This is a genomic window from Kitasatospora sp. NPDC023120 (assembly GCF_055560835.1).
This window is the reverse complement of sequence record NZ_JBVHHY010000008.1, coordinates 94,547-120,950: the sequence shown is the minus strand read 5'-3', so window position 1 is coordinate 120,950 and position 26,404 is coordinate 94,547. Positions and strand designations below refer to the sequence as shown.

At 71.9% G+C, this 26,404-nt stretch carries 18 protein-coding genes; 10 read left to right on the top strand and 8 right to left on the bottom strand.

Annotation, left to right across the window (positions count from 1 at the left end):
• The first annotated feature begins 91 nt into the window (after nt 1-91).
• The 7 genes from ACZ3TI_RS13945 (at nt 92) to pyk (ending at nt 12,974) form a co-directional block, all read left to right on the top strand.
• On the top strand, nt 92-2,047 hold the full coding sequence (locus ACZ3TI_RS13945; RefSeq protein WP_465726570.1) for an alpha-1,4-glucan--maltose-1-phosphate maltosyltransferase: 1,956 nt from the start codon (nt 92-94) through the stop codon (nt 2,045-2,047).
• On the top strand, nt 2,044-3,768 hold the full coding sequence (gene treS, locus ACZ3TI_RS13940; protein WP_465726434.1) for a maltose alpha-D-glucosyltransferase: 1,725 nt from the start codon (nt 2,044-2,046) through the stop codon (nt 3,766-3,768). The genes ACZ3TI_RS13945 and treS overlap by 4 nt, the downstream gene beginning before the upstream one ends.
• A 262-nt stretch (nt 3,769-4,030) precedes the next feature.
• Nucleotides 4,031-5,521, top strand: a complete 1,491-nt coding sequence (locus ACZ3TI_RS13935; RefSeq protein ID WP_465726433.1) for a maltokinase N-terminal cap-like domain-containing protein — start codon at nt 4,031-4,033, stop codon at nt 5,519-5,521.
• A gap of 64 nt (nt 5,522-5,585) precedes the next feature.
• Nucleotides 5,586-7,907 carry a 1,4-alpha-glucan branching protein GlgB gene (gene glgB, locus ACZ3TI_RS13930; RefSeq protein WP_465726432.1) on the top strand — a complete coding sequence of 774 codons (2,322 nt, stop codon included), beginning with the start codon at nt 5,586-5,588 and terminating at the stop codon, nt 7,905-7,907.
• Between the two features lie 183 nt (nt 7,908-8,090).
• The gene (gene pta / locus ACZ3TI_RS13925; protein ID WP_465726431.1) at nt 8,091-10,232 is read left to right on the top strand and encodes a phosphate acetyltransferase; all 2,142 of its coding nucleotides are present in this window, start codon (nt 8,091-8,093) and stop codon (nt 10,230-10,232) included.
• Nucleotides 10,229-11,452, top strand: coding sequence for an acetate kinase (locus tag ACZ3TI_RS13920; protein WP_465726430.1), 1,224 nt, complete (start codon nt 10,229-10,231; stop codon nt 11,450-11,452). The genes pta and ACZ3TI_RS13920 overlap by 4 nt, the downstream gene beginning before the upstream one ends.
• Before the next feature lie 94 nt (nt 11,453-11,546).
• Nucleotides 11,547-12,974 (top strand): pyruvate kinase, encoded by a 1,428-nt coding sequence (gene pyk, locus ACZ3TI_RS13915; RefSeq protein WP_465726429.1) that lies wholly within the window; start codon nt 11,547-11,549, stop codon nt 12,972-12,974.
• An 84-nt stretch (nt 12,975-13,058) separates the two neighbouring features.
• On the opposite strand, the gene ACZ3TI_RS13910 is transcribed toward pyk, so the two are convergent.
• The 4 genes from ACZ3TI_RS13910 to ACZ3TI_RS13895 form a co-directional block, all read right to left on the bottom strand.
• On the bottom strand, nt 13,059-14,564 hold the full coding sequence (locus ACZ3TI_RS13910) for a hypothetical protein (protein ID WP_465726428.1): 1,506 nt from the start codon (nt 14,562-14,564) through the stop codon (nt 13,059-13,061).
• The gene (locus ACZ3TI_RS13905) at nt 14,561-15,253 is read right to left on the bottom strand and encodes a DUF6114 domain-containing protein (protein ID WP_465726427.1); all 693 of its coding nucleotides are present in this window, start codon (nt 15,251-15,253) and stop codon (nt 14,561-14,563) included. The genes ACZ3TI_RS13910 and ACZ3TI_RS13905 overlap by 4 nt, the downstream gene beginning before the upstream one ends.
• A gap of 156 nt (nt 15,254-15,409) precedes the next feature.
• On the bottom strand, nt 15,410-16,081 hold the full coding sequence (locus tag ACZ3TI_RS13900) for a DUF6230 family protein (protein ID WP_465726426.1): 672 nt from the start codon (nt 16,079-16,081) through the stop codon (nt 15,410-15,412).
• Between the two features lie 692 nt (nt 16,082-16,773).
• Nucleotides 16,774-17,766, bottom strand: a complete 993-nt coding sequence (locus ACZ3TI_RS13895) for a tetratricopeptide repeat protein (RefSeq protein WP_465726425.1) — start codon at nt 17,764-17,766, stop codon at nt 16,774-16,776.
• A gap of 365 nt (nt 17,767-18,131) precedes the next feature.
• On the opposite strand from ACZ3TI_RS13895, the gene ACZ3TI_RS13890 reads away from it, so the two are divergent.
• Nucleotides 18,132-18,839: a TetR/AcrR family transcriptional regulator gene (locus tag ACZ3TI_RS13890; RefSeq protein ID WP_465726424.1), complete on the top strand. Its 708-nt coding sequence runs from the start codon at nt 18,132-18,134 to the stop codon at nt 18,837-18,839.
• 72 nt (nt 18,840-18,911) lie between these two features.
• Here the strand turns inward: ACZ3TI_RS13890 and ACZ3TI_RS13885 are convergent, their stop codons facing one another.
• The 3 genes from ACZ3TI_RS13885 to ACZ3TI_RS13875 all read right to left on the bottom strand — a co-directional run bounded on the left by ACZ3TI_RS13885 (nt 18,912) and on the right by ACZ3TI_RS13875 (nt 21,733).
• Nucleotides 18,912-20,597: an acyl-CoA mutase large subunit family protein gene (locus tag ACZ3TI_RS13885; protein ID WP_465726423.1), complete on the bottom strand. Its 1,686-nt coding sequence runs from the start codon at nt 20,595-20,597 to the stop codon at nt 18,912-18,914.
• Nucleotides 20,598-20,766: 169 nt separating this feature from the next.
• Entirely contained in the window at nt 20,767-21,108 is a 342-nt protein-coding gene (locus tag ACZ3TI_RS13880; RefSeq protein WP_465726422.1) for a DUF3817 domain-containing protein, read from the bottom strand.
• A 76-nt stretch (nt 21,109-21,184) separates the two neighbouring features.
• Nucleotides 21,185-21,733, bottom strand: a complete 549-nt coding sequence (locus ACZ3TI_RS13875) for a MarR family winged helix-turn-helix transcriptional regulator (protein WP_465726421.1) — start codon at nt 21,731-21,733, stop codon at nt 21,185-21,187.
• A 499-nt stretch (nt 21,734-22,232) separates the two neighbouring features.
• Between ACZ3TI_RS13875 and ACZ3TI_RS13870 the strand changes: the two genes are divergently transcribed.
• On the top strand, nt 22,233-23,864 hold the full coding sequence (locus tag ACZ3TI_RS13870) for a M4 family metallopeptidase (RefSeq protein WP_465726420.1): 1,632 nt from the start codon (nt 22,233-22,235) through the stop codon (nt 23,862-23,864).
• Nucleotides 23,865-24,282: 418 nt separating this feature from the next.
• A complete protein-coding gene (locus ACZ3TI_RS13865; protein WP_465726419.1) occupies nt 24,283-25,911 on the top strand; it encodes a M4 family metallopeptidase in 1,629 nt (542 codons plus the stop codon).
• Between the two features lie 128 nt (nt 25,912-26,039).
• Here ACZ3TI_RS13865 and ACZ3TI_RS13860 read toward each other — a convergent pair whose 3' ends face one another.
• Nucleotides 26,040-26,351, bottom strand: coding sequence for a DUF3817 domain-containing protein (locus ACZ3TI_RS13860; RefSeq protein ID WP_465726418.1), 312 nt, complete (start codon nt 26,349-26,351; stop codon nt 26,040-26,042).
• Between the last annotated feature and the right edge of the window lie 53 nt (nt 26,352-26,404).

The window sequence follows — 26,404 nt, the reverse complement described above, 5'->3', positions numbered from 1 at the left end:
CGCCGCGAAGACGCCTGCCGCGAAAACCGGCACCAAGCCGGCCGCCAAGCCCTCCGCCAAGCCCTCAGCCCGCAAGACAGAGAGCGACACCGTGATCGGCCGCATCCCCGTCCTGGACGTCAGTCCCCTCGTCGACTCCGGCCGCCGCCCGGCCAAGGCCGTCGTCGGCGAGACCTTCCTGGTGACCGCGACCGTCTTCCGCGAGGGCCACGACGCCGTCAACGCCAACGTGGTGCTGCGCGACCCGCGCGGCCGCAGCGGCCCCTGGACACCGATGCGCGAACTCGCCGAGGGCACCGACCGCTGGGGCGCGTACGTCACCCCGACCGCACCCGGCCGCTGGTCGTACCTGGTGGAGGCGTGGAGCGACCCGATCGCCACCTGGCGCAGGACCGCCTCGGTGAAGCTGCCCGCCGGGATCGACACCGCGCTGGTCCTGGAGGAGGGCGCCCGGCTGTTCGAACAGGCGGCGGCCGGCGTGCCGAAGAAGGAGGGCCGCGCCGACGTCCTGGCCGCCGCCGACGCGCTGCGCGACCCGGGCTTGCCACCGCTGTCCCGGCTGGCCGCCGCGCTCGCCCCCGAGGTGCTGGAGCTGCTGGCCCGCTACCCGCTGCGCGAACTGCTCAGCGCCTCCCGCCCGCTGCCGCTGCAGGTGGACCGCGAGCGCGCGCTGTTCGGCTCCTGGTACGAGTTCTTCCCCCGTTCGGAGGGCGCCGTGGTGGATCCGAGCGGCGTCGAGCCGCCGCGCCCGGGCACCCTGCGCACCGCCGCCGAGCGGCTGCCGGCCGTCGCCGCGATGGGCTTCGACGTGGTCTACCTGCCGCCGGTCCACCCGATCGGCCGAGCCTTCCGCAAGGGACCGGACAACACCCTGACGGCCGGTCCGCACGACGTCGGCTCACCCTGGGCGATCGGCTCCCCCGAGGGCGGCCACGACTCGGTCCACCCGGACCTCGGCACCATCGAGGACTTCGACCACTTCGTCACCGAGGCCCGCGAGCTGAACCTGGAGGTGGCGCTCGACTTCGCCCTCCAGTGCTCCCCCGACCACCCCTGGGTGAACAAGCACCCGGAGTGGTTCAGCCACCGCGCGGACGGCACCATCGCCTACGCCGAGAACCCGCCGAAGAAGTACCAGGACATCTATCCGATCAACTTCGACCAGGACATGGATGGAATCGTCAAGGAAACCATCAGGATCCTCCGGTTCTGGATGTCCCACGGCGTGCGGATCTTCCGGGTCGACAACCCGCACACCAAGCCGGTGCTGTTCTGGGAGAAGGTGCTCTCCGACGTCGCCCGCACCGACCCGGATGTCGTGTTCCTGGCGGAGGCCTTCACCCGCCCGGCGATGATGCACACCCTGGCGAAGATCGGCTTCCACCAGTCGTACACGTACTTCACCTGGCGCACCACCAAACCGGAACTCACCGATTACCTCACCGAACTCACCGGTGACGCGGCCGCCTACATGCGCCCCAACTTCTTCGCCAACACCCCGGACATCCTGCACGCCTACCTCCAGCACGGCGGCCGCGCCGCCTTCGCCGTCCGCGCGGTGCTCGCCGCCACCCTCTCCCCCAGCTACGGCGTCTACGCCGGCTACGAGCTGTACGAGAACGAGCCGGCCCACCCGGGCTCCGAGGAGTACCTGCACTCGGAGAAGTACGAGCTGCGCCCGCGCGACTGGAGCCGCACCGACACCCTCGCCCCGCTGCTGACCGTGCTGAACCGGCTGCGCCGGCGTCACCCCGCCCTGCAGCAGCTGCGCAACCTGCGCTTCCACCCCACCGACAACGACCAGGTGCTCGCCTACTCCAAGACCGCGACCACCCCCGAGGGCCTCACCGACCAGGTCATCACCGTGGTGAACCTCGACCCGCACCACGTCCAGGAGGCCACCGTCACGCTCGACGGCGAGGGCCCGTTCGCGGTGCACGACGAGCTCACCGGCGCCGTCTACACCTGGGGCCGGCACAACTACGTCCGGCTCGATCCCTCAGCCGAGCCGGCTCACCTCCTCACGGTTCGGAGGAACCCAGCGTGACAGTGAACGAGCCCGTCCCCGACACCTTCCCCGAGACCTCGAAGAAGAACCTGGACCCGGAGTGGTTCAAGCGTGCGGTCTTCTACGAGGTGCTGGTGCGGTCCTTCCAGGACAGCAACGGCGACGGGGTCGGGGACCTCAAGGGGCTCACGGCCAAGCTCGACTACCTCCAGTGGCTCGGGATCGACTGCCTCTGGCTCCCCCCGTTCTTCGCCTCGCCGCTGCGCGACGGCGGGTACGACGTGTCCGACTACACCTCGGTGCTGCCGGAGTTCGGCGACCTCGCCGACTTCATGGAGTTCACCGACGCCGCCCACGCCCGCGGCATGCGCGTGATCATCGACTTCGTCATGAACCACACCAGCGACCAGCACCCGTGGTTCCAGGCCTCCCGGGAGGACCCGGACGGGCCGTACGGCGACTTCTACATGTGGGCCGACGACGACAAGCAGTACCCGGACGCCCGGATCATCTTCGTCGACACCGAGACCTCCAACTGGACCTACGACCCGGTCCGCAAGCAGTACTACTGGCACCGCTTCTTCTCGCACCAGCCGGACCTCAACTACGACAACCCCCGGGTCCAGGACGAGATGATCGCCGGACTGCGGTTCTGGCTCGACCTCGGCATCGACGGCTTCCGGCTGGACGCGGTGCCCTACCTGTTCGCCCGCGAGGGCACCAACTGCGAGAACCTCCAGGAGACCCACGAGTTCCTCAAGCGGGTCCGCAAGGAGATCGACGCCGACTACCCCGACACCGTGCTGCTCGCCGAGGCCAACCAGTGGCCGGAGGACGTCGTCGACTACTTCGGCGACTTCACCTCGGGCGGCGACGAGTGCCACATGGCGTTCCACTTCCCGGTGATGCCGCGGATCTTCATGGCGGTGCGCCGCGAGTCCCGCTACCCGGTGTCCGAGATCCTCGCCAAGACCCCGCGGATCCCCGGCGGCTGCCAGTGGGGCATCTTCCTGCGCAACCACGACGAGCTGACCCTGGAAATGGTCACCGACGAGGAGCGCGACTACATGTACGCGGAGTACGCCAAGGACCCCCGGATGCGCGCCAACGTGGGCATCCGCCGCCGGCTCGCCCCGCTGCTCGAGAACGACCGCAACCAGATCGAGCTGTTCACCGCCCTGCTGCTCTCCCTGCCCGGCTCGCCGGTGCTCTACTACGGGGACGAGATCGGCATGGGCGACAACATCTGGCTCGGCGACCGGGACGGCGTGCGCACGCCGATGCAGTGGACCCCGGACCGCAACGCGGGTTTCTCCTCCGCCGACCCGGGCAGGCTCAGTCTGCCGCCCATCATGGACCCGGTGTACGGCTACCAGGTGACCAACGTCGAGGCGCAGCAGAGCAGTTCGAGTTCGCTGCTGCACTGGACGCGTCGCATGATCGAGATCCGCAAGCTCAATCCGGCGTTCGGCCTCGGCAGCTACGCCGAACTGCCGTCCAGCAACCCCGCCGTGCTGGCCTTCGTGCGCGAGTACGAGGGGGACCTGGTCATGTGCGTGAACAACTTCTCGCGGTTCGCGCAGCCGACCGAGCTGGACCTGCGGCAGTACGGCGGGCGGTACCCGGTCGAGCTGATCGGCGGGGTTCGCTTCCCGTCGATCGGCGAGTGGCCCTACCTGCTCACCCTGGCCGGGCACGGCTTCTACTGGTTCCAGCTCCGGCAGCCCCCGCGCCTGAGCGGGACCAGGCGGTCGAAGTAACGATCCGCCGCACCCGGCCGCACGCGCCACGACAGCACCACCGAACCCTCCGGGGGCGCCAGTTGCACGCCAGCGCCCCCGGAGTTCTCTGCACCACCGCGTACCACCGCGTACGGAGAACAGCCCAACGGCCACCCACACGAAGGCGTGACACCCGAGCCACGCTCGCGTGCCGCGACCGCCGCGCCGCCGAAATCCGGAAGACTGACGGACCCGGCCACGACCCGTCGGGCCGTCCGCGTGCTTCCGGGGAAAGGGAGTCATGTCCGAAACCTCCCGCTCTCAAGCCCATGCGCAGCACGACGCCCCGGCCGGCTCCACCGCGCCGGCCGGCGCGCGGGGCTCCGGGGTCCGGAGAACCGCCCTGGGGGTCAGCGAACTCGTCCAGGCGGCGCTGCCGCTGATCGCCGCGTGGCTGCCCACCCAGCGCTGGTACGCCGGGAAGGGGCGGCCCATCACCGGCCTCACCCCGGTGGTCGGCACCCCGCTGCAGGTCGGCGACCCCGCCCTGCTGCACCTGCTGCTGCGGGTCGAGCACGCCACCACGGCCGGCGCGCCGCACGGCGACATCTACCAACTGCTGCTCGGCATCCGCTCGCAGGGGCTCGGGGACATCGGACCGGGCGCGGTGCTCGGCCGGCTCAACCAGGGCCAGTACGACGGCGCGACCCTCTACGACGCGGTGCACGACCCCGAACTCACCGGGCGCCTGCTCGAACACCTCGCCACCGGCGACCGCTTCGGCTCGCTGTCCTTCCGCCGCACCCCCGGCTCCGGCCTGCCCGCCAATCTCCCCGGCCGCGCCTCCACCGCCGAGCAGTCCAACAGCTCGGTCATCTACGGCACCTCGTACATCCTCAAGCTGTTCCGCCGCATCCACCCCGGCACAAACCCCGACCTCGAACTCTCGCTCGCCCTCTCCCGGGCCGGCTCCACCCGGATCCCCCGGGTCGCCGCCTGGTTCGAGAGCCGGATGGAACGCGCCGAACCCGCCACCCTCGGACTGCTCCAGCGCTACCTGCCGGACGCCGAGGACGGCTGGGAGCTCGCCCTCGACCAGGTCGGCCGGCTCAAGGGCGACCGCTCCCCCGGCAACTTCGCCATCGAGGCGCACCGGCTCGGCCGGGCCACCGCCGAGGTGCACCGGGTGCTGGCCCGCTCGATGCCGGTCGCCCGGCTCGACCGCACCCAGACCGGGCGGCTCGCCACCGCGATGGCCGACCGGCTGGACAGCGCCGTCGCCGCCGTCCCCGGACTGCTGCGCTTCCGGGCCGCGCTGCGCACCGCCTTCCAGCAGCTCGCCGACGCCCACCCGGACGGGCTGCCGGTCCAGCGCATCCACGGCGACCTGCACCTCGGGCAGGCGATGCGGACCCCGCACGGCTGGGTGCTGCTGGACTTCGAGGGCGAGCCCGCCAAGTCGGTCAACGAGCGCCGCGAGCCGCAGCCCGCCCTGCGCGACGTCGCCGCGATGCTCCGCTCCTTCGACTACGCGGCCGCCCACCTGCTGGCCGGCGGCCCCGTCGACCCGGAACTGGCCCACCTCGCCGCCGCCTGGGCCCAGCGCAACCGCACCGCCTTCTGCGCCGGCTACACCGCCGGGGGCGGCGCCGACCCGGCCGCCTCCCCGGAGCTGATGCGGGCGCTGGAGATCGACAAGGCGGTGTACGAGGTGGTGTACGAGGCCCGGCACCGACCGAGCTGGCTGCCGATCCCGCTGGCCGCGATCAACCGGCTCGCCCTGTCCGTCTGATCCCGCGCTCCCCCGTCCCGCCCGCCACGAGTTCGCCCACCCCCCGCCGCAGGAGGACCACGCCGTGACGCCGCTCGACCCGACCGGCCGCCCCACCCGCCCCGTTCCGGCCACCTTCCTGGTCGGGCCGCCCCCTGCGGATCCCGAGACTCCCGAGGCCCCGGCCCGTACGGAACCTCCATCAGGCGCCCTGCGGCTCCCCGAGGCGCCGCTGCCGCCAGCCGAGGTGGACCGGCTGGTGAGCGGGCAGCACCACGACCCGCACGCGCTGCTCGGCGCGCACCCGGTGCACGGCGGCACGGCGATCCGGGTGCTGCGCCCGTTCGCCGAGCGGGTGGTCGTCGAGACCCCCCAGGGCCCGGCCGAACTCACCCACCAGCAGGGCGGGTTGTTCACCGGGCTGGTGGCCGGCGGCGAACTCCCCGACTACACCCTGCTGGTGACCTACCCGGGCGGCGAGCCGCTGCGCCAGCGGGACGGCTACCGCACCCCGCCCACCCTCGGCGACCTCGACCTGCACCTGATCTCCGAGGGCCGGCACGAGCAGCTGTGGCGGGCGCTCGGCTCGCACGTGCGCACCGTCGACGGCGTGGCCGGCACCGCGTTCGCGGTCTGGGCGCCCAACGCCGTCGGGGTGCGGCTGATCGGCGACTTCAACCACTGGGACGGCACCGGGCACCCGATGCGCTCGCTCGGCTCGTCCGGGATCTGGGAGCTGTTCGTCCCGGGCCTCGCCGAGGGCGCCACGTACAAGTACGAGGTGCACACCCGGCAGGGCTGGGTGCTCGACAAGGCCGACCCGCTGGCCCGGGCCGCCCAGTGTCCGCCCGGCACCGCCTCCGTCGTCACCTCCTCCGACTACGCGTGGCAGGACGGCGAGTGGATGGCCCGCCGGGCGCGCGCCGAGCACCACCGGGCACCGATGTCGGTGTACGAGCTGCACCTGCCCTCCTGGCGCCCCGACCTCACCGACTACCGTGCCATCGCCGAGGAACTGCCGCGCTACCTCAAGGAGTTGAACTTCACCCACGTGGAGTTCATGCCGGTGATGGAGCACCCCTTCGGGGGCTCCTGGGGCTACCAGGTATCCGGCTACTACGCCCCCACCGCCCGGCTCGGCGGCCCGGACGACTTCCGGTACCTGGTGGACTCCCTGCACCGGCACGGCATCGGGGTGATCGTCGACTGGGTGCCCGCGCACTTCCCCAAGGACGACTTCGCCCTCGCCCGCTTCGACGGCGAGCCGCTGTACGAGCCCGCCGACCCGCTGCGCGCCGAGCACCCCGACTGGGGGACGCTGGAGTTCGACTACGGGCGCAAGGAGGTGCGCAACTTCCTGGTCGCCAACGCGGTCTACTGGTGCGAGGAGTTCCACATCGACGGCCTGCGGGTGGACGCCGTCGCCTCGATGCTCTACCTCGACTACTCCCGCGAGGGCGGCGCCTGGACGCCCAACCAGTACGGCGGCCGGGAGAACCTGGACGCGGCCTCCTTCCTGCAGGAGATGAACGCCACCGTCTACCGGCGCTGCCCCGGCGTGCTCACCATCGCCGAGGAGTCCACCGCCTGGGAGGGGGTCACCCGCCCCACCGACGCCGGCGGCCTCGGCTTCGGGCTGAAGTGGAACATGGGCTGGATGCACGACTCGCTGGTCTACATGTCCAAGGAGCCGGTGCACCGCAAGTACCACCACAACGAGATCACCTTCTCGATGGTGTACGCCTACTCCGAGAACTACATCCTGCCGATCTCCCACGACGAGGTCGTGCACGGCAAGCAGGCGCTGGTCTCCAAGATGCCCGGCGACTGGTGGCAGCAGCGCGCCAACCACCGCGCCTACCTGGGCTTCATGTGGTCCCACCCGGGCAAGCAACTGCTCTACATGGGGCAGGAGTTCGCCCAGGGCGCGGAGTGGGACCACGAGCAGGGGCCGCAGTGGTGGGTGCTCGACGAGCAGTGGCCGGCCCACGCCGACCACCTCGGGGTGCGCCGCCTGGTCCGCGACCTCAACCGGCACTACCTCGACACCCCGGCCCTGTGGGAGCTGGACACCACCCCGGACGGCTTCCGCTGGCTCGACGGCGGCGCCGCCGACGACAACCTGCTCTCCTACGTCCGCTACGCCGCCGACGGCACCCCGCTGGTCGCGGTCTGCAACTTCTCCCCGGTCGTCCGGCACGGCCGCCGGGTCGGCCTGCCCCGCCTCGCGGGCCGCGACCAGCTCTGGGAGGAACTGCTCAACACCGACGCCGAGGAGTACGGCGGCAGCGGCGTCGGCAACTCCCACCCGGTCAAGGCCGACCCGGTGGAGTGGGACGGCCAGCCCCGCTCCGCCGAACTGATCCTCCCCCCGCTCGCCACCGTCTGGCTGCGCCCGGCCCGCTGAGCCCCGAGTGCCCGCCCGCCCCCGCGGGCGGGCACTCACCCGGGAGCCGTGACGGGGAACCGCCCACCTTAGGCCGTTCGTCCCTTGCCCGGCCTGGCCGCTTCTGCTCGCGGACAGGCGTTCGTGATGCGAAGGTATGGTCGATGTGACCACCTTCCGAGACGACGGGACGGAGACATCCGCGTGGCGCGCAGCGTGTACGTGACCGGGATCGACCGGGGGGACGGCCGACAGGCGGTCGAACTCGGGGTCATGGAACTGCTCACCCGCCAGGTGGACCGGGTCGGGGTCTTCCGTCCGCTGGTGCACGCCGCCGCGCCCGGGCAGCCGGGGGCGGACCACGTGGTCGAGCTGCTGCGCGGCCGCTACCGGATCGACCTGCCGAGCTCCGAGCTGTACGGCCTCACCTACGAGGAGGCCGCCGCGCTGCAGGCCGCCCGGGGGCAGGACGAGCTGGTCTCCGTCCTGGTCGACCGGTTCCGCGCGGTGGAGCGGCGCTGCCAGGCGGTGCTGGTGCTCGGCACCGACTTCGCCGACACCAACATTCCGGACGAGCTGGCCTTCAACGCCCGCCTGGCCAATGAGTTCGGCGCCGCCGTGCTGCCGGTGGTCGGCGGGCACGCCGAGGATCCGGAGGCGGTGATCACCGAGGTGCGCAACGCCCACCGGGCGTACACCGACCTCGGCTGCGAGACCCTGGCGATGATCGCCAACCGGGTCGCGCCGGGCGGCAAGCAGCGGATCCAGCGCAAACTCACCGAGAAGCTGCCGATCCCCGCGTACGTCATCCCGGAGGAGCCGGCGCTGGCCGCGCCGACCGTCGCCCAGCTGGTCGAGGCGACCGGCGCCGAGGTGCTGCTCGGGGACGCGGCGGGCCTGGCCCGGGACGTGCGCGGCTACGTGTTCGGCGGCGCGATGCTGCCGACCTTCCTGGACGCGCTGACCGAGGGCGCGCTGATCGTCACCCCTGGGGACCGCGCCGACCTGGTGATCGGCTCGCTGGCCGCGCACGCCGCCGGCGCTCCACCGATCGCCGGCGTGCTGCTGACGCTCGGCCAGCACCCCGGCCCGAACGTGATGGCGCTCGCCGCCCGGCTCGCCCCCGGCACCCCGGTCGCGGTCGTCCCCGAGGGCAGCTGGCCGACCGCCGCCACCCTGACCCACCTGGAGGGCAAGCTCACCGCGGCCAGCCCCCGGAAGGCCGAGATCGCCCTCGGCCTGTTCGAACTGCACGTCGACACCGTCGAGTTGACCAACCGGATCGAGGTCGGCCGGTCCGAGCGGGTCACCCCGATGATGTTCGAGCACGAGCTGCTGGAGCGCGCCCGGGCCGGCCGCCGGCACGTCGTCCTGCCCGAGGGCACCGAGGAGCGGGTGCTGCGCGCGGCCGAGATCCTGCTGCGCCGCAACATCTGCGACCTCACCCTGCTGGGCGAGCCGGACGCGGTGCGCCGCAAGGCCGCCGGCCTCGGCATCGAGCTGCCGCACGAGGTTCCGGGCGCCGACCGCGCGCAGGTCCGGATCGTCGACCCGGCCACCAGCCCGCTGCGCCGCCAGTTCGCCGAGCTGTACGCGAAGCTGCGGGCGCACAAGGGGATGACCGTCGAGCTGGCCCTGGACGTGGTCACCGACGTCTCCTACTTCGGCACCCTGATGGTCCAGGAGGGCATCGCGGACGGCATGGTGTCCGGCGCGGTGCACTCCACCGCGGCGACCATCCGGCCCGCCTTCGAGGTGATCAAGACCTCGCCGGGCGCGTCCATCGTGTCGAGCGTCTTCTTCATGTGCCTGGCCGACAAGGTGCTGGTGTACGGCGACTGCGCGGTCAACCCCGACCCGGACGCCCAGCAGCTGGCCGACATCGCGATCCAGGCCGCCGCCACCGCCGCCCAGTTCGGGGTGGAGCCGCGGGTCGCGATGCTCTCGTACTCGACCGGCACCTCCGGCTCCGGCGCGGACGTCGACAAGGTGCGCAAGGCCACCGAGCTGGTCCGCGAGCTGCGCCCGGACATCCTGGTCGAGGGCCCGATCCAGTACGACGCGGCGGTGGACGAGCACGTCGCGGCCACCAAGCTGCCGGGCTCGCCGGTGGCCGGGCGGGCGACGGTGCTGATCTTCCCGGACCTCAACACCGGCAACAACACCTACAAGGCCGTACAGCGCTCGGCCGGCGCGGTCGCGGTCGGCCCGGTGCTGCAGGGGCTGCGCAAGCCCGTCAACGACCTCTCGCGCGGGGCGCTGGTGCAGGACATCGTCAACACCGTCGCGATCACCGCCATCCAGTCCCAGGACCGCACGCAGGACCGCAAGGAGCCGCAGGCATGAGTGAAGGTACCCGTGTCCTCGTTCTGAACGCCGGCTCCTCCTCGGTGAAGTACCAGCTGATCGACATGCTGGACGGCGACCGGCTGGCCTCCGGGCTGGTCGAGCGGATCGGCGAGGCGGGCGGCCGCCTGGTGCACACCCCGCGCGGGGGCGAGCGGCGCGAGGCGCTGCAGGTCTTCCCCGACCACTCCGCCGCGCTGAAGGCGGTCGCCGAGGAGCTGGCCGTCGACGGCCTCGGGCTGGACTCCCCCGATCTGGCCGCGATCGGGCACCGGGTGGTGCACGGCGGCAAGCGGTTCACCGAGCCGACCGTGATCACCGACGAGGTGCTCAAGGAGGTCCGCCGGCTGATCCCGGTCGCCCCGCTGCACAACCCGGCCAACATCACCGGCATCGAGGTGGCCCGGGCGCTGCGCCCCGACCTCCCCCAGGTGGCCGTGTTCGACACCGCCTTCCACGCCTCGATGCCCGAGTCCGCGGCGCGGTACGCGATCGACAAGGACGTCGCCGACGAGCACCGGGTGCGCCGCTACGGCTTCCACGGCACCTCGCACCAGTACGTCTCGCGGGCCACCGCCCGGCTGCTCGGCAAGGACCCGGCCGAGGTCAACGTGATCGTGCTGCACCTGGGCAACGGCGCCTCCGCCTCGGCGGTCTCGGGCGGCCGCTGCGTGGACACCTCGATGGGCCTGACCCCGCTGGAGGGCCTGGTCATGGGCACCCGCTCGGGCGACATCGACGCCGGGGTGGTGTTCCACCTGCACCGGGTCGGCGGGATGTCGATCGACGAGATCGACGACCTGCTCAACCGGCGCAGCGGCCTGCGCGGCCTGTGCGGAGAGAACGACATGCGCGAGATCATGCGCCGGGCGGACGAGGGGGACGCGGACGCCGTGCTCGCCTTCGACGCGTACGTCCACCGGCTGCGCAAGTACATCGGCGGCTACTACGCGGTGCTCGGCCGGGTGGACGCGATCGCGTTCACCGCGGGGGTCGGGGAGAACGCGGCGCCGGTGCGCGCGGCGGCCACCGCGGGGCTGGAGGAGCTGGGCATCGCCGTGGACCCGGAGCTGAACTCGGTGCGCTCCGGCGAGGCCCGGATCATCTCGCCCGCGTACGCCCGGGTGGCGGTCGCGGTGGTGCCCACCGACGAGGAGCTGGAGATCGCCCGCCAGGCCTTCGCACTGGTGCACCGGGAACAGCGGATGTCCGAGGACTGACACGGAATCGTCTCGCTCCTCGGAATCATTCGTCGGCGATTCCTCCCGGTCCGTGCCGAATGCGGCCATAACCCGAACGGATAGACTGATCCATATGCGCCGAGCGAAAATTGTCTGCACCCTGGGTCCGGCGACGGACTCCTACGAACAGCTGAAGGCCATCGTCGAGGCGGGCATGAACGTCGCCCGACTGAACATGAGCCACGGCAACCACGCGGACCACGAGGAGCGGTACCGCAAGGTCCGCCAGGTCTCGGAGGACACCGGCAAGGCCATCGGCGTCCTGGCCGACCTCCAGGGTCCGAAGATCCGTCTGGCGACCTTCGCCAACGGCCCGGTGACCGTCGACAACGGCGACGAGTTCACCATCACCACCGAGGACGTCCCCGGTGACCAGCACATCTGCGGTACCACCTACAAGGGCCTGCCCGGCGACGTGAAGCCCGGCGACCCGATCCTGATCAACGACGGCGTCATCGCCCTGGAGGTCGTCAGCGTCGACGGCCCGCGGGTGAAGACCGTGGTGGTCGAGGGCGGCGTGCTCTCGAACAACAAGGGCATCAACCTGCCCGGCGCGGCCGTGAACGTGCCCGCCCTGTCCGAGAAGGACAAGGAGGACCTGCGCTTCGCGCTGCGCCTGGGCGTCGACATGATCGCCCTGTCCTTCGTCCGCAACGCGGAGGACATCAAGGACGTCCACGAGGTCATGGACGAGGTCGGCATCCGGGTGCCGGTCATCGCCAAGATCGAGAAGCCGCAGGCCGTCGAGGCCATGGAGGAGATCGTCCTCGCCTTCGACGCGATCATGGTCGCCCGCGGCGACCTCGCCGTGGAGTACCCGCTGGAGCGGGTGCCGCTGGTCCAGAAGCAGCTGATCACGCTGGCCCGCCGCAACGCCAAGCCGGTCATCGTCGCCACCCAGATGATGGAGTCGATGATCCACGCCTCGCGCCCGACCCGCGCCGAGGTCTCCGACGTCGCCAACGCCATCCTGGACGGCGCCGACGCGGTCATGCTCTCCGCCGAGTCCAGCGTCGGCAAGTACCCGGTCGAGACCGTCCGCACCATGAGCCGGATCTGCGAGAAGGCCGAGGAGGAGCTGGTCTCGCAGGGCCTGCAGCCGCTCAACCCGGGCCGCAAGCCTCGCACCCAGGGCGGTTCGGTCGCCCGCGCCGCGTGCGAGCTGGGCGACTTCCTCGACGGCAAGGCGCTGGTCGCGTTCACCAAGTCCGGCGACACCGCCCGCCGGCTGTCCCGCTACCGCTCGCCGATCCCGGTGATCGCGTTCACCCCGGACTCCGCCACCCGCAACCAGCTCTCGCTGAGCTGGGGCGTCGAGGCGTACGTGACCGAGCAGGTCGCCACCACCGACGCCATGGTCGCCCAGGTCGACCGTGAGCTGCTGCGGATGCGCCGCCTCGACGAGGGCGACACCGTCATCGTCACCGCCGGTGTCCCGGTCGGCATCCCCGGCACCACCAACATGGTGCAGGTGCACCACCTGGGCCCGCAGAGCGCCTGAGCACCCGGCCCGTGAAAACGCCCGTGGGGCGGTCCTCCGATCCGGAGGGCCGCCCCACGGGCGTTTCGGCGTCCGCTGCCCGCCCTACTTGTCGCTGTAGGGCGCGTCGTCGTTGAACAGGTGCATCCCCGGGATGTGCAGGGTGCCGCCGAACTGGCCGGCCTGCTTGGCGGTGACGCCGGTCAGCTCCAGGTCCAGCGGGATCGGGACGGCGCCGATCAGGTCGTACAGCCAGCGCGGCAGGGTGTCCGGGGTGAGGGTGATCTCACCCAGGTCGATCGGGATCGGCAGGCCGAGCACCTTGGAGAGGTGGCCGGACAGCCGCTCCACGTACATGGTGACCGGGCCGTTGCGCATGGTCGAGGTGGACCCCTTGGCGCCCTGGACGTGGAAGGTGACGCCGTTGCCCTCCAGGGTCGACATGTCGAGGTTGTCGATGTCCACGCTGTCGACCACGAACTTCAGCACCCGCTTGCTGCCGGTCGGGGTCTTCACGTCGTAGACGCCGTGGAAGGCCGCACCGTGCAGGGCCAGACGGCTGGTCAGCAGCGTCCAGTTCTGCTCCGGGACGACGTGCCCGGCGGCGGCCGCGCCGGCGGTCAGACTCCGGGTGTCCACATCGCAGTTGGGGTTCGCGGTGGGCGTCGCGGACGGGGTGCCGGTGGCGCTCGCGGTGGGCGAGGCGGTCCCGGACGCCCCCGCGGAGGGTGTCGCCTTGGGGCTCGCCTTCCCGCTCGGCGTCGCGGCGGGCGAGGGCGCGCCGCCGGAGGGCTGGGCGGTCGGCACCGTGCCCTGGGCGGTGCCCTGGGCCTGCGGCTGGGCGGGCCCGGGCTGGGCCGGGGTGCCCGCGCGCGGGGCCGGGGCGGCCGGGGTGGTGGCCGCCGGGGCCGGGGTGGTGCCCGGCTTGGGGGCCTGGGTCGGGGTCGCGGTCGGGCTCGGCGAACCGGTCGGGTTCAGGATGTGGTTGATGCCGCCGACGATGTCGTCGATCAGCCCGGCCTGGGTCGCCAGGCCCGTACCGGTGCCCGGGCTGCTGCCGGCGCCCGGCTGGACCGTGCTCGGCGCGACCGCGTCGGTGCCGGCGGCCGCGGGCTGCGGCTGCGAGGCGGCCTGGGCGGCGGGCGGCTGGGTGGTGGGTGTCGTGACGGTCGGCGGCTTGACCGGCGAGGTCGGCTGCTGGGTGGGCGCGATCGTCGGGGCGTGCGTCGGCACCTGCGTCGGCGCCGGGCTCGGGCCGGTCGAGGGCCCGATGGTGGGCGCCACGGTCGGAGCCTGGGTCGGTGCCGCGGTCGGCGCGGTGGTCGGGCCGGGGGGCGGCTCGGGCAGCTCGCTCTTGGGGACGGGCGTCTCGATCGGCGCGACGTCCGGCACGGCGACCGGCGCGTTGCCGCAGGGCTTGCCCGCCGCGGACTCGGCGAGCGCCGGGTTGGGCGTGTAGGCCGCGGCCATCAGCAGCGCGGTCGGCACCGCGGCCATCGCCAGCGCGCGGCCTCTCAGCCGGGTCCGGACGGGCGTGCGCGGAGCCGCGTGCCGGCCGGAGCGCCGCGCCGGGTCGGCCGTGCCGTCGGCTTGCTCGGCCGGCCCGGTCACCGGGCCCCCTCCGGGTCGGCGGCGCCGGCCTGCTTCGGGACGACGGGCTGGGCGGCGGGCTCGGCTGCGGACTCGGGGGCCGACTCCTGCGGCGCGCCCTGGGCGGGCAGTTGGGCGGTGGGCGCCTCGGCGGCGGGCTGGGCCCCGGCCTCGGCGGCCGCCGACTCGGTGGCGACGCTCTTCGCCGCGACCTCCCCGGCCGCGGTGTTCGCGGCCGCCGCGTCCTCGGCGACCTTGCCCCGACGGCGGCGCCCGCCCTTGGCCGTCGACTCGGTCCTGGGCTCCGGCAGCGGTGCCCAGGAGACCATCAGCCCGCCGCCTATCAGGCCGGGCAGCAGCGCCAGCCCGAAGCCGGCCAGGTTGGAGACCGGGATCGAGACCAGGGTCAGCAGGATGGTCGCGATGCCGCCGAAGACCCGCACCGCGGGCTGGAACCAGGCGGTCAGACCGAGGATGATCATCAGGACGCCGATGATCAGCGACCCGGCGCCGGCCGTGGTCGACATCGCGATGGTCAGGCCGCCGAACGTCAGGTGCGCATAGGGGAAGTAGAGGATCGGGACGCCGGCGATCATGGCCAGCAGGCCGCCCCAGAAGGGCCTGGTGCGGCGGAAATCACGGAAGTGCCGCCAAAGCCACCCGATCGGACTCTGGTGGCCGGTCCGGGGTTCGACCGTTGCGCTGGACATGGTGCAGCTCCTCGATGTCGCTACGAGGGAAGAACAATGGGGGTGGGCCGGGGGTGGCGGTGGTCCGCCGCCCCCGGCCCCGGGTGGACCCGTCGTCCGGGCACGCCGCCCGACGCGCCGTCAGGCGTGCCGGTCGGCCGTGCCGTCAGGCGTTGCTCAGAAGCACTCGTTGCCCGCGCCGTCGCCGCTCTTCAGCGCGAGGCTCAGGCCGTTGAGCTTGAACGTGCCGGCCGAGGTGGCCCGGGCGGTCTGCTGGACACCGCTCAGGTCTGCCTTCTTGGCGGCCTGGGCGAAACCGGTCGGGCCGCTCGGCAGGCCGGCGCCGCCGCCCGCCTTGGTGACGCCCGGGTGCGGGGTCCAGCCCTGGGTGGCCGAGCCGGAGAGGGTGGACGCGTCCTGACCGATGTTGATGTCGGTGAAGGTCGCGTCCGCCTTCAGCTGCTCCAGGTCGATCAGCAGGTTGTCGGCCTGGACGGGCTTGCCCGCCTCGGTGCCGGCGTGCAGCTGCAGGGTGATCTTGCCCAGGCCGAACCCGGTCAGGTCGGTCACCACCGACTGGCACAAGTTGGTGATGTCGGCGTGGTCGAAGGCCGAGACCGCGACCGGATGCGGCTTGCCGTTCGCCTCGATGTCGACCGAGCCGAACTGGGCGAAGTTGGTGCCGTGCAGCTGGTCGGTGCTGACCTTGAACTGCTGGCCGGAAATGCTGAACGAGGCGGCGAGCGCGCTGTTGGCGATCGAGACGCCGACCATCGCGGTGGCCGCGACGCTCGGCACCATCACCAGGGCGAAGCGCTTCCAGCGGGTCTTGCCGTAGGTCTTGGACATGCGAGTCCTCCTTCTAGGACGTACATCTCCGGCTCCCCGGCGGCGCGTCCCGCACCGGTGGGGGCCTGGGATGGGAGAGAGCTACGTCCTCGGTAGCGGAGAGCGCCTTGGGCGTCGTCGGACGCGGGAGCGGCCTGCGAACAGCGGCCCTCCCGGCCAAGCACCGGCCGACCTTGTGGGGCGGCGGGCAGGACCGACGACATCGGCGATCACCCCCGAGCGACAACCAGCGACCGCGCAGGGCCGCGCGGCCGGTCGGAGGACAGGAACCGCCGTGGGACCGCGGATACCCCCCTGCCCTCCCTACCGCCGACCGGAGCCGGCGGATCACCCGGTGGGGATCCCGCGCTCCGCGTGGCCGACGGGCTGTCGGAGGGTGTGGAGTCTGGGACCGGGCGACGCCGATGCTGCTTGAATCCCGGGCGAAGCACAAGAGGTGCCTTACTGACGGGTAATGCAACATCCGGTGTCATCGATCATGAAAATGGCGCGATTTACACCGTGCGTGACGCCCTGGCGGAAAGTCGACGACGAAATCCGCCGGAAACACGGACGAAACACCCGTGGGTGGTCACTGAACGTGACCACCCACGGGTGAAATCAAGATTTGGTAAACCTCTGTCCGGTTGACCGGATTGTCGCCAAATCACCCGGCGACACCGCAGGTCACCCGGCGTGCCAACGGGCCGTGCTCAGAACAGCACGCGCGCCAGCGCCGTACGGGCCGCGGTGACCCGCGGGTCCTCCGCACCGATCACCTCGAACAGCTCCAGCAGGCGCAGCCGGGCGGTGTCCCGGTCCTCGCCGGCAGTCCGCCCGACGGTGTCCACCAGGCGCCCGAAGGCGTCCTCGACGTGACCGCCGACCAGGTCCAGGTCCGCCGCCTGCAGCTGGACCTCGACGTTCTTCGGGTCGGCCGCGGCCGCGGCCCGGACGGCCTGCAGGTCCAGGCCCTCGATCCGCCGCAGCAGCTCGGCCTGGGCCAGGCCCAGCTTGGCCTCGGCGTTGCCGGGCTGCTCGGTCAGCACGTTCTTGTACGCCTGGATGGCGCCGCCCAGGTCACCGGCGTCCAGGGCGTCGTGCGCCGCGGACAGCGCCGGGTCCTCGGGGCGCTGCGGGGCGGCGGCCGGGGCCTCGCCCGGGGTGACCGCGCCGCCGGCCACGCCGAAGCGCTGCTCGGCGACCAGGATCAGCTGGTCCAGGATCTTGCGGATGTTGGCGGCGCTCTCCGCCCCCTGGAACAGCGGCACCAACTGGCCGGCCACCACGGCCATCACGGCCGGGATGCCCTGGATGCCGAACTGCTGGGCGAGCAGCTGGTTGGAGTCCACGTCGATCTTGGCGAGCACGAAGCGGCCGGCGTACTCCTCGGCCAGGCCCTCCAGGATCGGGCTGAGCTGCTTGCAGGGGCCGCACCACTCGGCCCAGAAGTCGATGACGACCGGCACCTCGGTGGAGCGCTGGACGACGTCGGCCTCGAAGGTGTCCTCAGTGACGTCGATGACGAGCTGGTAGGCGCCCTGGGCGGTGGCGGAGCCGTCCGCTTCGGCGGCGGCGGCCTGACGGGCCCGCTCGGCCCGGGCCTGCTCGGCCTTCTGGGCGGCCTCGCCGGCCGCCTTCACTGCGGCGAGGTCGACCGCACCGCGCAGGGCGGAGCTGTTGAGACGCGAATTCCGTGGCTGCATGGCACCATCCTCCCCCGTCCGCGCTGCTCGCGGGCACCATCCTCGGGAAAGTCGCCCCGCGCGGGCTGCGCGGCGCGGGTTCCCGGGTGCGGTGCCCCTCCCCCGGTAGCCTGGACCGTTCGGCGCGGATCCCCATCCGCGCCCGCGCCGCTCCCGTCCCACGGGTCGCGGCGCCTGGTTGTCACTGCTTTCGCTACGAGTCGTAGCGTAACTGGAGCCGGTGCCCCGGCCGCAAGCCCATCCGGCGGTTCCGGGACGTGACCTGCCCCACTTTCCCGGGTGGCCCGACTGCCCGAATCGGCGAACAATCGCTACCGTTACCTGCCCCACCCAAGTTACTTACCAGTAAAGCGCAAGGAGGCCCGGTGCAGGCCGCCCAGCCCCCCGCGAGCCCGGAGGGCACGCTCCCGGCGTGCACGGCCCCGGCGAGCACCGCCCCGGACACCGCGAGCACGGCCCCGGAGGCCGCCGGCGCCGCCCGGGCCAAGGGCCGCCCGCGCAGCGCCGCCGCCGACCGCGCGATCCTCGACGCCACCCGCGAAGCCCTCGCCGAACTCGGCTGGGGCGGATTGACCATGGGCCACGTGGCGAGCCGGGCCGGGGTCGCCAAGACCACCCTCTACCGCCGCTGGCCCTCCAAGAACGAGCTGGTGGTCGACGCCGTCGCCACCCTCTTCGACGAGCTGGTGATGCCCGACCTCGGCAGCCTGCGGGCCGACATCGAGGCCGTGGTGACCCAGTTCGCCGACTTGCTGGCCCGCCCGGAGACCCAGGCCGCGCTGCTCGCGCTGTTCGCCGAGGGCATCCGCGACCGGCAGCTGCACCGCCGGATCCGCGAAGCCATCGTGGACCCGCAGAAGCGGCTGGTCCGCCAGGGCCGGGCGGCCGCCCAGGCGCGCGGCGAGCTGGAGCCGGACACCGACGCCGCCGCGGCCCGCGAGGAGGTCGACATCATCTTCGACACCATCGCCGGCACCGTCGAGCACCGCGTCCTGGTCAGCGGCGAGCCGATCACCGCCGAGTGGACCCGACGCTTCACCGACCTGCTGCTGGGACCGCTCACCACCTGCTGAAACGGCGAAGCCGCCCGTACGGGGATCCGTACGGGCGGCCGCGCACCGGTCAGATGGTCAGACGTCAGGCGGTCAGAACGCCGCGTTCTCCCGGTACGTCCCCCACTCCTCGCGCAGCGCGTTGCAGATCTCGCCCAGCGTCGCCTCGGCGCGCACCGCGTCCAGCATCGGCGGGATCATCGACTCGCCCGAGCGCGCCGCCGCCAGCATGGCGTCCAGCCCGGCCCGCACGGCCGCCTCGTCCCTGGCCGCCTTGCGCTCGGCCAGCACGCGCACCTGCTCGCGCTCGACCTCGTGGCTGACCCGCAGGATCTCCAGCTCCGGGGTGACGCTGCGCGGGTGGCAGTTGACACCGACCACGCGCTTGTCGCCCTTCTCCACCGACTGCTGGTACTGGAAGGCCGCCTCGGCGATCTCGCCGGTGAACCAGCCCTCCTCGATGCCGCGCAGGATGCCGGAGGTGATCGGGCCGATCTCGTGGTCCTCGCGGCCCTTGTCCAGGATCCGCTGGAAGATCGCCTCGGCCTGCTGCTCGATCCGGTCGGTCAGCGCCTCGACGTACCAGGAACCGCCCAGCGGGTCGGCCACGTTGGCGACGCCGGTCTCCTCCATCAGCACCTGCTGGGTGCGCAGGGCGATCTCGGCGGCCTGCTCGGAGGGCAGTGCCAGGGTCTCGTCCAGGGCGTTGGTGTGCAGCGAGTTGGTGCCGCCGAGCACCGCGGCCAGCGCCTCGACGGCGGTGCGGACGACGTTGTTGTACGGCTGCTGCGCGGTGAGCGAGACACCGGCGGTCTGGGTGTGGAAGCGCAGCCACTGCGCCTTGTCGGTCTTGGCGCCGAAGCGGTCGCGCATCCAGCGGGCCCAGATCCGGCGCGCGGCGCGGAACTTGGCGATCTCCTCGAAGAAGTCCAGGTGCGCGTCGAAGAAGAACGACAGGCCGGGCGCGAAGACGTCCACGTCCAGGCCCCGGGACAGGCCCAGCTCGACGTAGCCGAAACCGTCCGCGAGGGTGTACGCGAGCTCCTGCGCGGCCGTCGCCCCGGCCTCGCGGATGTGGTAGCCGGAGACGGACAGCGGCTTGTAGGCGGGGATGCCCTCGGCGCAGTACGCCATCAGGTCGCCGATCAGGCGCAGGTGCGGCTCGGGGGCGAAGAGCCACTCCTTCTGCGCGATGTACTCCTTGAAGATGTCCGTCTGCAGGGTGCCGTTGAGCACCGCCGGGTCGACGCCCTGGCGCTCGGCGGCGACCAGGTACATGCAGAAGATCGGGACGGCCGGGCCGCTGATCGTCATCGAGGTGGTGACCTCGCCGAGCGGGATGCCCTTGAACAGCACCTCCATGTCGGCGGCCGAGTCGATGGCCACGCCGCAGTGGCCGACCTCGCCGAGCGACTTGGGGTCGTCCGAGTCGTAGCCCATGAGGGTGGGCATGTCGAAGGCGACCGAGAGGCCGCCGCCGCCGGCGTCCAGGATCATCCGGTAGCGCTCGTTGGTCTGCTGCGCGTTGCCGAAGCCGGCGAACTGGCGGATGGTCCAGGTGCGGCCGCGGTAGCCGGTCGGGTGCAGGCCGCGGGTGTAGGGGTACTCGCCCGGCCAGCCGATCCGCTCGAAGCCCTCGTAGGGCTGCCCGACGGGCGGGCCGTAGACCGGCTCGACCTCGTCGCCGGAGAGCGTGGTGAAGTCCGCGTCCCGCTTGCGGGCCTTGTCGTACCGCTGCTGCCAGCGCTGCCGTCCGCGCTCGATCTCCTCGGCGTCCATGGGCCGAACTCCGCTCCGTACGGCCGCCACGGCGACGGGGCGGCACAGCTATTAGGACGTCCTACTAATTTACTCGGACGTCCTAGTACTTGTCGACGGCAACCCGCGGGCAACGCGAGAGGGCCCCTCCCCCGGTCGTGGGGAAGGGGCCCTCGTACGGGCTTCCGGCTCAGGCGCCGACCGGCTCGCGGGCGCCGTCGCCCGCCGTCAGCTTCTCGGCGGCCTCGCCGGCCACCTTGCGCTCGAAGACGAAGGAGAGGAACGGGATGCAGCCCGCCGCCAGGGTCAGCACCAGTCGGCCGAGCGGCCACTTCAGCTTCTGCCCGAGCAGGAAGGTCACCACGAAGTACCCGATGTACAGGTAGCCGTGCAGCATCGCGACGTACGTGGTCACCTCCTCGGCCTTGCCGAAGCCGTACTTCGCGACCATGAAGCCGCAGAACACGAGCAGCGCCACGCCGGTCGCAATGGCCAGGGCCCGGTACCAGCCCAGCAGGGGGGTCGCCTTCATACTCTTCCTCGCCTCGCTCGGCAGTTTCCGCCGGTACGCCCGGATCCGCGCACCGCTCCCACGAGGGTAGCCGTCCTCACGGCTGCGCCTTCGCAGCCCCCTCGCCCGACCCCTCGTCCGGCTCGGAGAAGTCGCCGGCCGCGACCCGCAGCGGCTTGAGCAGCTCGAAGACCTGGCGGCACTGCTCGGGGCCGTACTCCTCCAGCCCGAACTCCATCGCCATCAGCTCCCGGGTGGCCTCCTCGACCACCTCGCGGCCGCGCTTGGTGATCGCCGCCAGCACGCCGCGGCCGTCCAGCGGGTTGGGGCGGCGGGCGACCAGTCCGGCCCGCTCCAGGCGGTCGACGGTGTTGGTCACGCTGGTCGGGTGGACCATGAGCCGCTCGCCGATCTTGGAGAGCGAGAGCTCCCCGGTCCGACTGAAGGTCAGCAGCACCAGCGCCTCGTAGCGGGCGAAGGTCAGCCCGTACGGCTTGAGCACCGCGTCCACGCGGGAGAGCAGGATCTGGTGGGCGCGCATGATCGAGGTGATCGCCGCCATCGAGGGGACTCCGCCCCAGCGGCGGGTCCACAGCTCGTCGGCGCGGGCGATCGGGTCGAAGTCGAGAGCGAGGGGCTTGGCCACCTCCTTACCGTACCGGCGGACGGTACGGGTGCTACCAGCTGTCCTGATGGTGGACAAGCGCGACGCGTGGCGGGATCCCGCCAATCGGGCGCCCAGGTCCATACCAGGACATTGCGGGGGCATTAACAGACGACAACGAGCTTACGGCAGACGGGGGTTCACCGGCGATCGCCCGAACTCCGCGGGATCAGGCTTCGGTTCGGATGGGAACCCGCTGAAAGACAGGGTGATTCATCCTGTTTGCCCGTCTGTTCACAATCCCCGGCCCTGGCGGGACTTGGCCAATCCATGAGCAAGACCTGTCATTTCGTTTGCTCGATTGTCATGCTTTCCGCCAACCCCGTCCGGTAGCCACCACACCCCACCCGCGGTGGCAGGCCGCTCGAACCGTTCGGGGTCCCCGTACGTCAGCGCCCGTTCCGCCCCTCAGGTGCCGCCCCCGGCCCCCGGGACGAGGTGCGACCGCGCCCACACGCGGTTTCCCCGGAAGGACTCGTCCGTGAAGCGAAAGCTCGCCGCAGTCGCCGTACTCTCCGCCACCGCACTGCTCACCGGTGTCGTCCAGGTGAGCACCGCCGCCCAGGCCGCCCCTTCCCCGACCGCCCAGGCCGCCCAGAAGAAGGCCGACCTGATCGCGCTGGCGAACGGCCAGGCCGGCAAGGTCTCGCACGCCCTGGCCCTCGGCGGCCAGGAGGCGCTGGTGGCCAAGGACGCCGTGGTGGACGCCGACGGCACCCGCCACCTGCGCTACGAGCGCACCTTCGCCGGGCTCCCCGTCCTCGGCGGCGACCTGGTGGTGCACCAGAAGGCCGACGGCACGGTGATATCCGTGGACAAGGCCACCGGCGCGCAGATCGCCGTGCCGAGCCTCACCCCGCAGATCCCCGCCGACAAGGCCGCCGCCCAGGCGACCGGCGCCGTGCAGTCCACCATCGGCATCGCCGCCGACGAGGACGAGTCGCCGCTGACGGAGGTCCACCAGACCGGCGCCGCCAAGCTGGTGGTCTGGGCCACCGACGGCGCGCCGCGCCTGGCCTACCAGACCACCGTCGAGGGCCTGCGCGCCGACGGCACCCCGAGCAGCCAGCTGCTGGTCACCGACGCCGCCACCGGCCAGGTGCTCTCCACCCACGAGCAGGTCCGGACCGCCTCCGGCACCGGCAACGGCGTCTTCGTCGGCACCGTCCCGCTGACCACCACCGCCGTCACCGGCGGCTTCTCGCTGAAGGACGCCTCCCGCGGCGGCCAGTCCACCAGCGACCTCAAGGGCCGCACCTCCGGCTCGGGCACGCTGTACACCGACACGGACAACGTCTGGGGCACCGGCACCGTCTCCAGCGGCCAGTCCGCCGCCGTGGACGCCCAGTACGGCGCCGCCGCCACCTGGGACTTCTACAAGAACACCTTCGGCCGCAGCGGCATCCGCAACGACGGTGTCGGCGCCGCCAGCCGGGTCCACTACGGCAAGAACTACGTCAACGCGTTCTGGTCCGACCAGTGCTTCTGCATGTCGTACGGTGACGGCACGAGCAACACCCACCCGCTGACCGAGATCGACGTGGCCGGCCACGAGATGACCCACGGCGTCACCGCCAACACGGCCAACCTGAACTACTCGGGCGAGTCCGGCGGCCTGAACGAGGGCACCTCGGACATCTTCGGCACCATGGTCGAGTGGTACGCCAACCTGGCCACCGACAAGCCGGACTACCTCATCGGCGAGGAGATCGACCTCAACGGCAACGGCACGCCGCTGCGCTACATGGACCAGCCGTCCAAGGACGGCCGCTCGGCCGACTACTGGTCCTCCTCGGTCGGCAGCCTGGACGTCCACTACTCCTCCGGCGTCGCCAACCACTTCTTCTACCTGCTCGCCGAGGGCAGCGGCGCCAAGACCATCAACGGCGTCAACTACAACAGCCCGACCTACAACGGCTCGACCCTGGCCGGCATCGGCCGGGACAAGGCCGCGCAGGTCTGGTACAAGGCGCTGACCACGTACATGACCTCGACCACCAACTACGCGGCCGCCCGCACGGCGACCCTGAAGGCCGCCACCGACCTGTACGGCGCCGGCAGCGTCGAGTACAACGCGGTCGCCGCGACCTGGGCCGCCGTCAACGTCAACTGACGTACGGCACGACCTGATCGGACGCCCGAGGCCTCGTTGGAGGGAAGGCCTCGGGCGTTCGCCCATGTCCGGGCGCCTCTCATCGCCGTCCGGGCGTCAAGGCCGTCCGGCTGGCGGAGTCCCGCCAGGAGGGACGAACCGGTCATACCGGTCAACCGGCGACAACCGCACCATCCGTACCGGGACTGGCGGTTCCTGGCCAATCCCCGGACGCGGCCTGTCCATTCCTGCCAGCGATTGTCATGCTTCTGACCAAGCCCCGTCCGACCTCCGCCGCCCCCACCCCTCCGGCGGAGCGTCAGGAACCGCACGGGAGCAGCACGCCCGCGCCCTACCGCCCCAACGGCGTCAACCCCGGCGCCCCGGTACGCGGCGCACCCGCACGCACCCGCGGGTCTCGTGGAAGGAACCCCCGTCCATGAAGCGAAAGCTGACTGTCGGAGCCGTACTCTCCGCCACCGCCCTGCTGGCCGGCGTCGTCCAGATCGCCGCCGTCCCCGCCGCCCAGGCCGCCGCCCCCGCCCCCGCGCAGCAGCAGTCCGCGCTGCTCGCGCTCGGCGCCGCACAGAGCGCCCCGGTCGCCCAGGCCCTCGCCCTCGGCGGCCAGGAGAAGCTGGTGGCCAAGGACGTGGTGGTGGACCGGGACGGCACCCGCCACCTCCGGTACGAGCGGACCTACGCCGGCCTGCCGGTGATCGGTGGCGACCTGGTCGTCCACCAGAAGGCCGACGGCACGGTGGGCTCGGTCGACCGCGCCTTCGCCGGCCGGCTGTCCGTGCCCAGCCTGACCCCGGGCCTCGCCGCGGGCCAGGCCGCCGAGCAGGCCACCGCCGCGGTGCGCGCGACCGTCGGCATCGCCGCCGACGAGGACGAGGCGGCGCTGAGCCGGGTCGACGGCGCCGGCGCGGCCGAGCTAGTGGTCTGGGCGGCCGACGGCGCCCCGCGGCTGGCCCACCGCACGGTGGTCACGGGCGAGCGGGCGGACGGCACCCCGAGCAGCCAGCAGGTCGTCACCGACGCGGCCACCGGCCAGGTGCTCTCCACCCACGAGGAGTTCCAGACCGCGACCGGCACCGGCAAGGGCGTCAACGTCGGCACCGTCACGCTGACCACCACCCAGAGCGGCTCCAGCTACCAGCTCAAGGACGCGGGCCGGGGCAACCAGTCCACCACCGACCTCAAGGGCGGCACCTCGGGCAGCGGCACGCTGTTCAGCAACACCACCAACTCCTGGGGCAACGGCCTGGCCTCCAACCGCGAGTCCGCCGCCGTGGACGCCCAGTACGGCGCCGCCGCCACCTGGGACTACTACAAGAACACCTTCGGTCGCAACGGCATCAAGAACAACGGCGTCGGCGCGGCGAGCCGGGTCCACTACGGCTCCAACTACGTCAACGCGTTCTGGAACGACTCCTGCTTCTGCATGACCTACGGCGACGGCTCGAGCAACACCCACCCGCTGACCGCCATCGACGTCTCCGGCCACGAGATGAGCCACGGCGTCACCTCCGCCACCGCCGGCCTGATCTACTCCGGCGAGTCCGGCGGCCTCAACGAGGCCACCTCGGACATCTTCGGCACCATGGTCGAGTGGTCGGCCAACCTGCCCGCCGACCCGCCGGACTACCTGATCGGCGAGAAGCTCAACCTGTACGGCAACGGCAAGCCGCTGCGCTACATGGACAAGCCCTCCCAGGACGGCCAGTCCGCGGACTCCTGGTACTCGGGCGTCGGCAACAAGGACGTCCACTACTCCTCCGGCGTCGCCAACCACTTCTTCTACCTGCTCGCCGAGGGCAGCGGCGCCAAGGTGATCAACGGCGTCAACTACAACAGCCCGACCTCCAACGGTTCGACGGTGACCGGCATCGGCCGGACCAAGGCGGCGGCCATCTGGTACCGCGCGCTGACCGTCTACATGACCTCCACCACCAACTACAAGGCCGCCCGCACGGCGACCCTGAAGGCCGCCACCGACCTGTACGGCGCGACCAGCACCGAGTACAAGACCGTGGCGGCGGCCTGGAGCGCCGTGAACGTCAACTAGCCGCCACCGGCGCGAGCCACCCCCGGTAAGAAACGGCGACAGGCTGCCGCGGCCCTTTGGGAGAGGAGGCCGCGGCAGCCTGTCGGCCGTCCGCGCCGCGGGGCCGGCGGCGGCCGGCGGGGCCAGCGTCAGGCGGTGGCGGGCTCGAGCTCGCCGCGCTCCTCGCGGCCGAGCATCCGCTCGGCGAAGAAGCCGCCGGTGGGCACCACCGCGAGGACGAACAGCAGGACGCCGCGCTTGGCGTCCCACTTCTGCGCCTGCCAGGCCTGGATCCAGAAGACCACGTACAGGATGAACAGGATCCCGTGGACCATGCCCATCACCGGGACGGCGTCGAACGAGGTGGTCCGCTTCAGCACCGAGCAGATCAGCAGCAGGATGAAGGAGACCCCTTCGGGGCCGGAGACCAGGCGCAGGCGGTGGACGGCGCTGCTGTTCACGTTGGATACCTCAATACGGGGGTCGGAGGCGCGGGCGCGCTTGTGAAGCGACT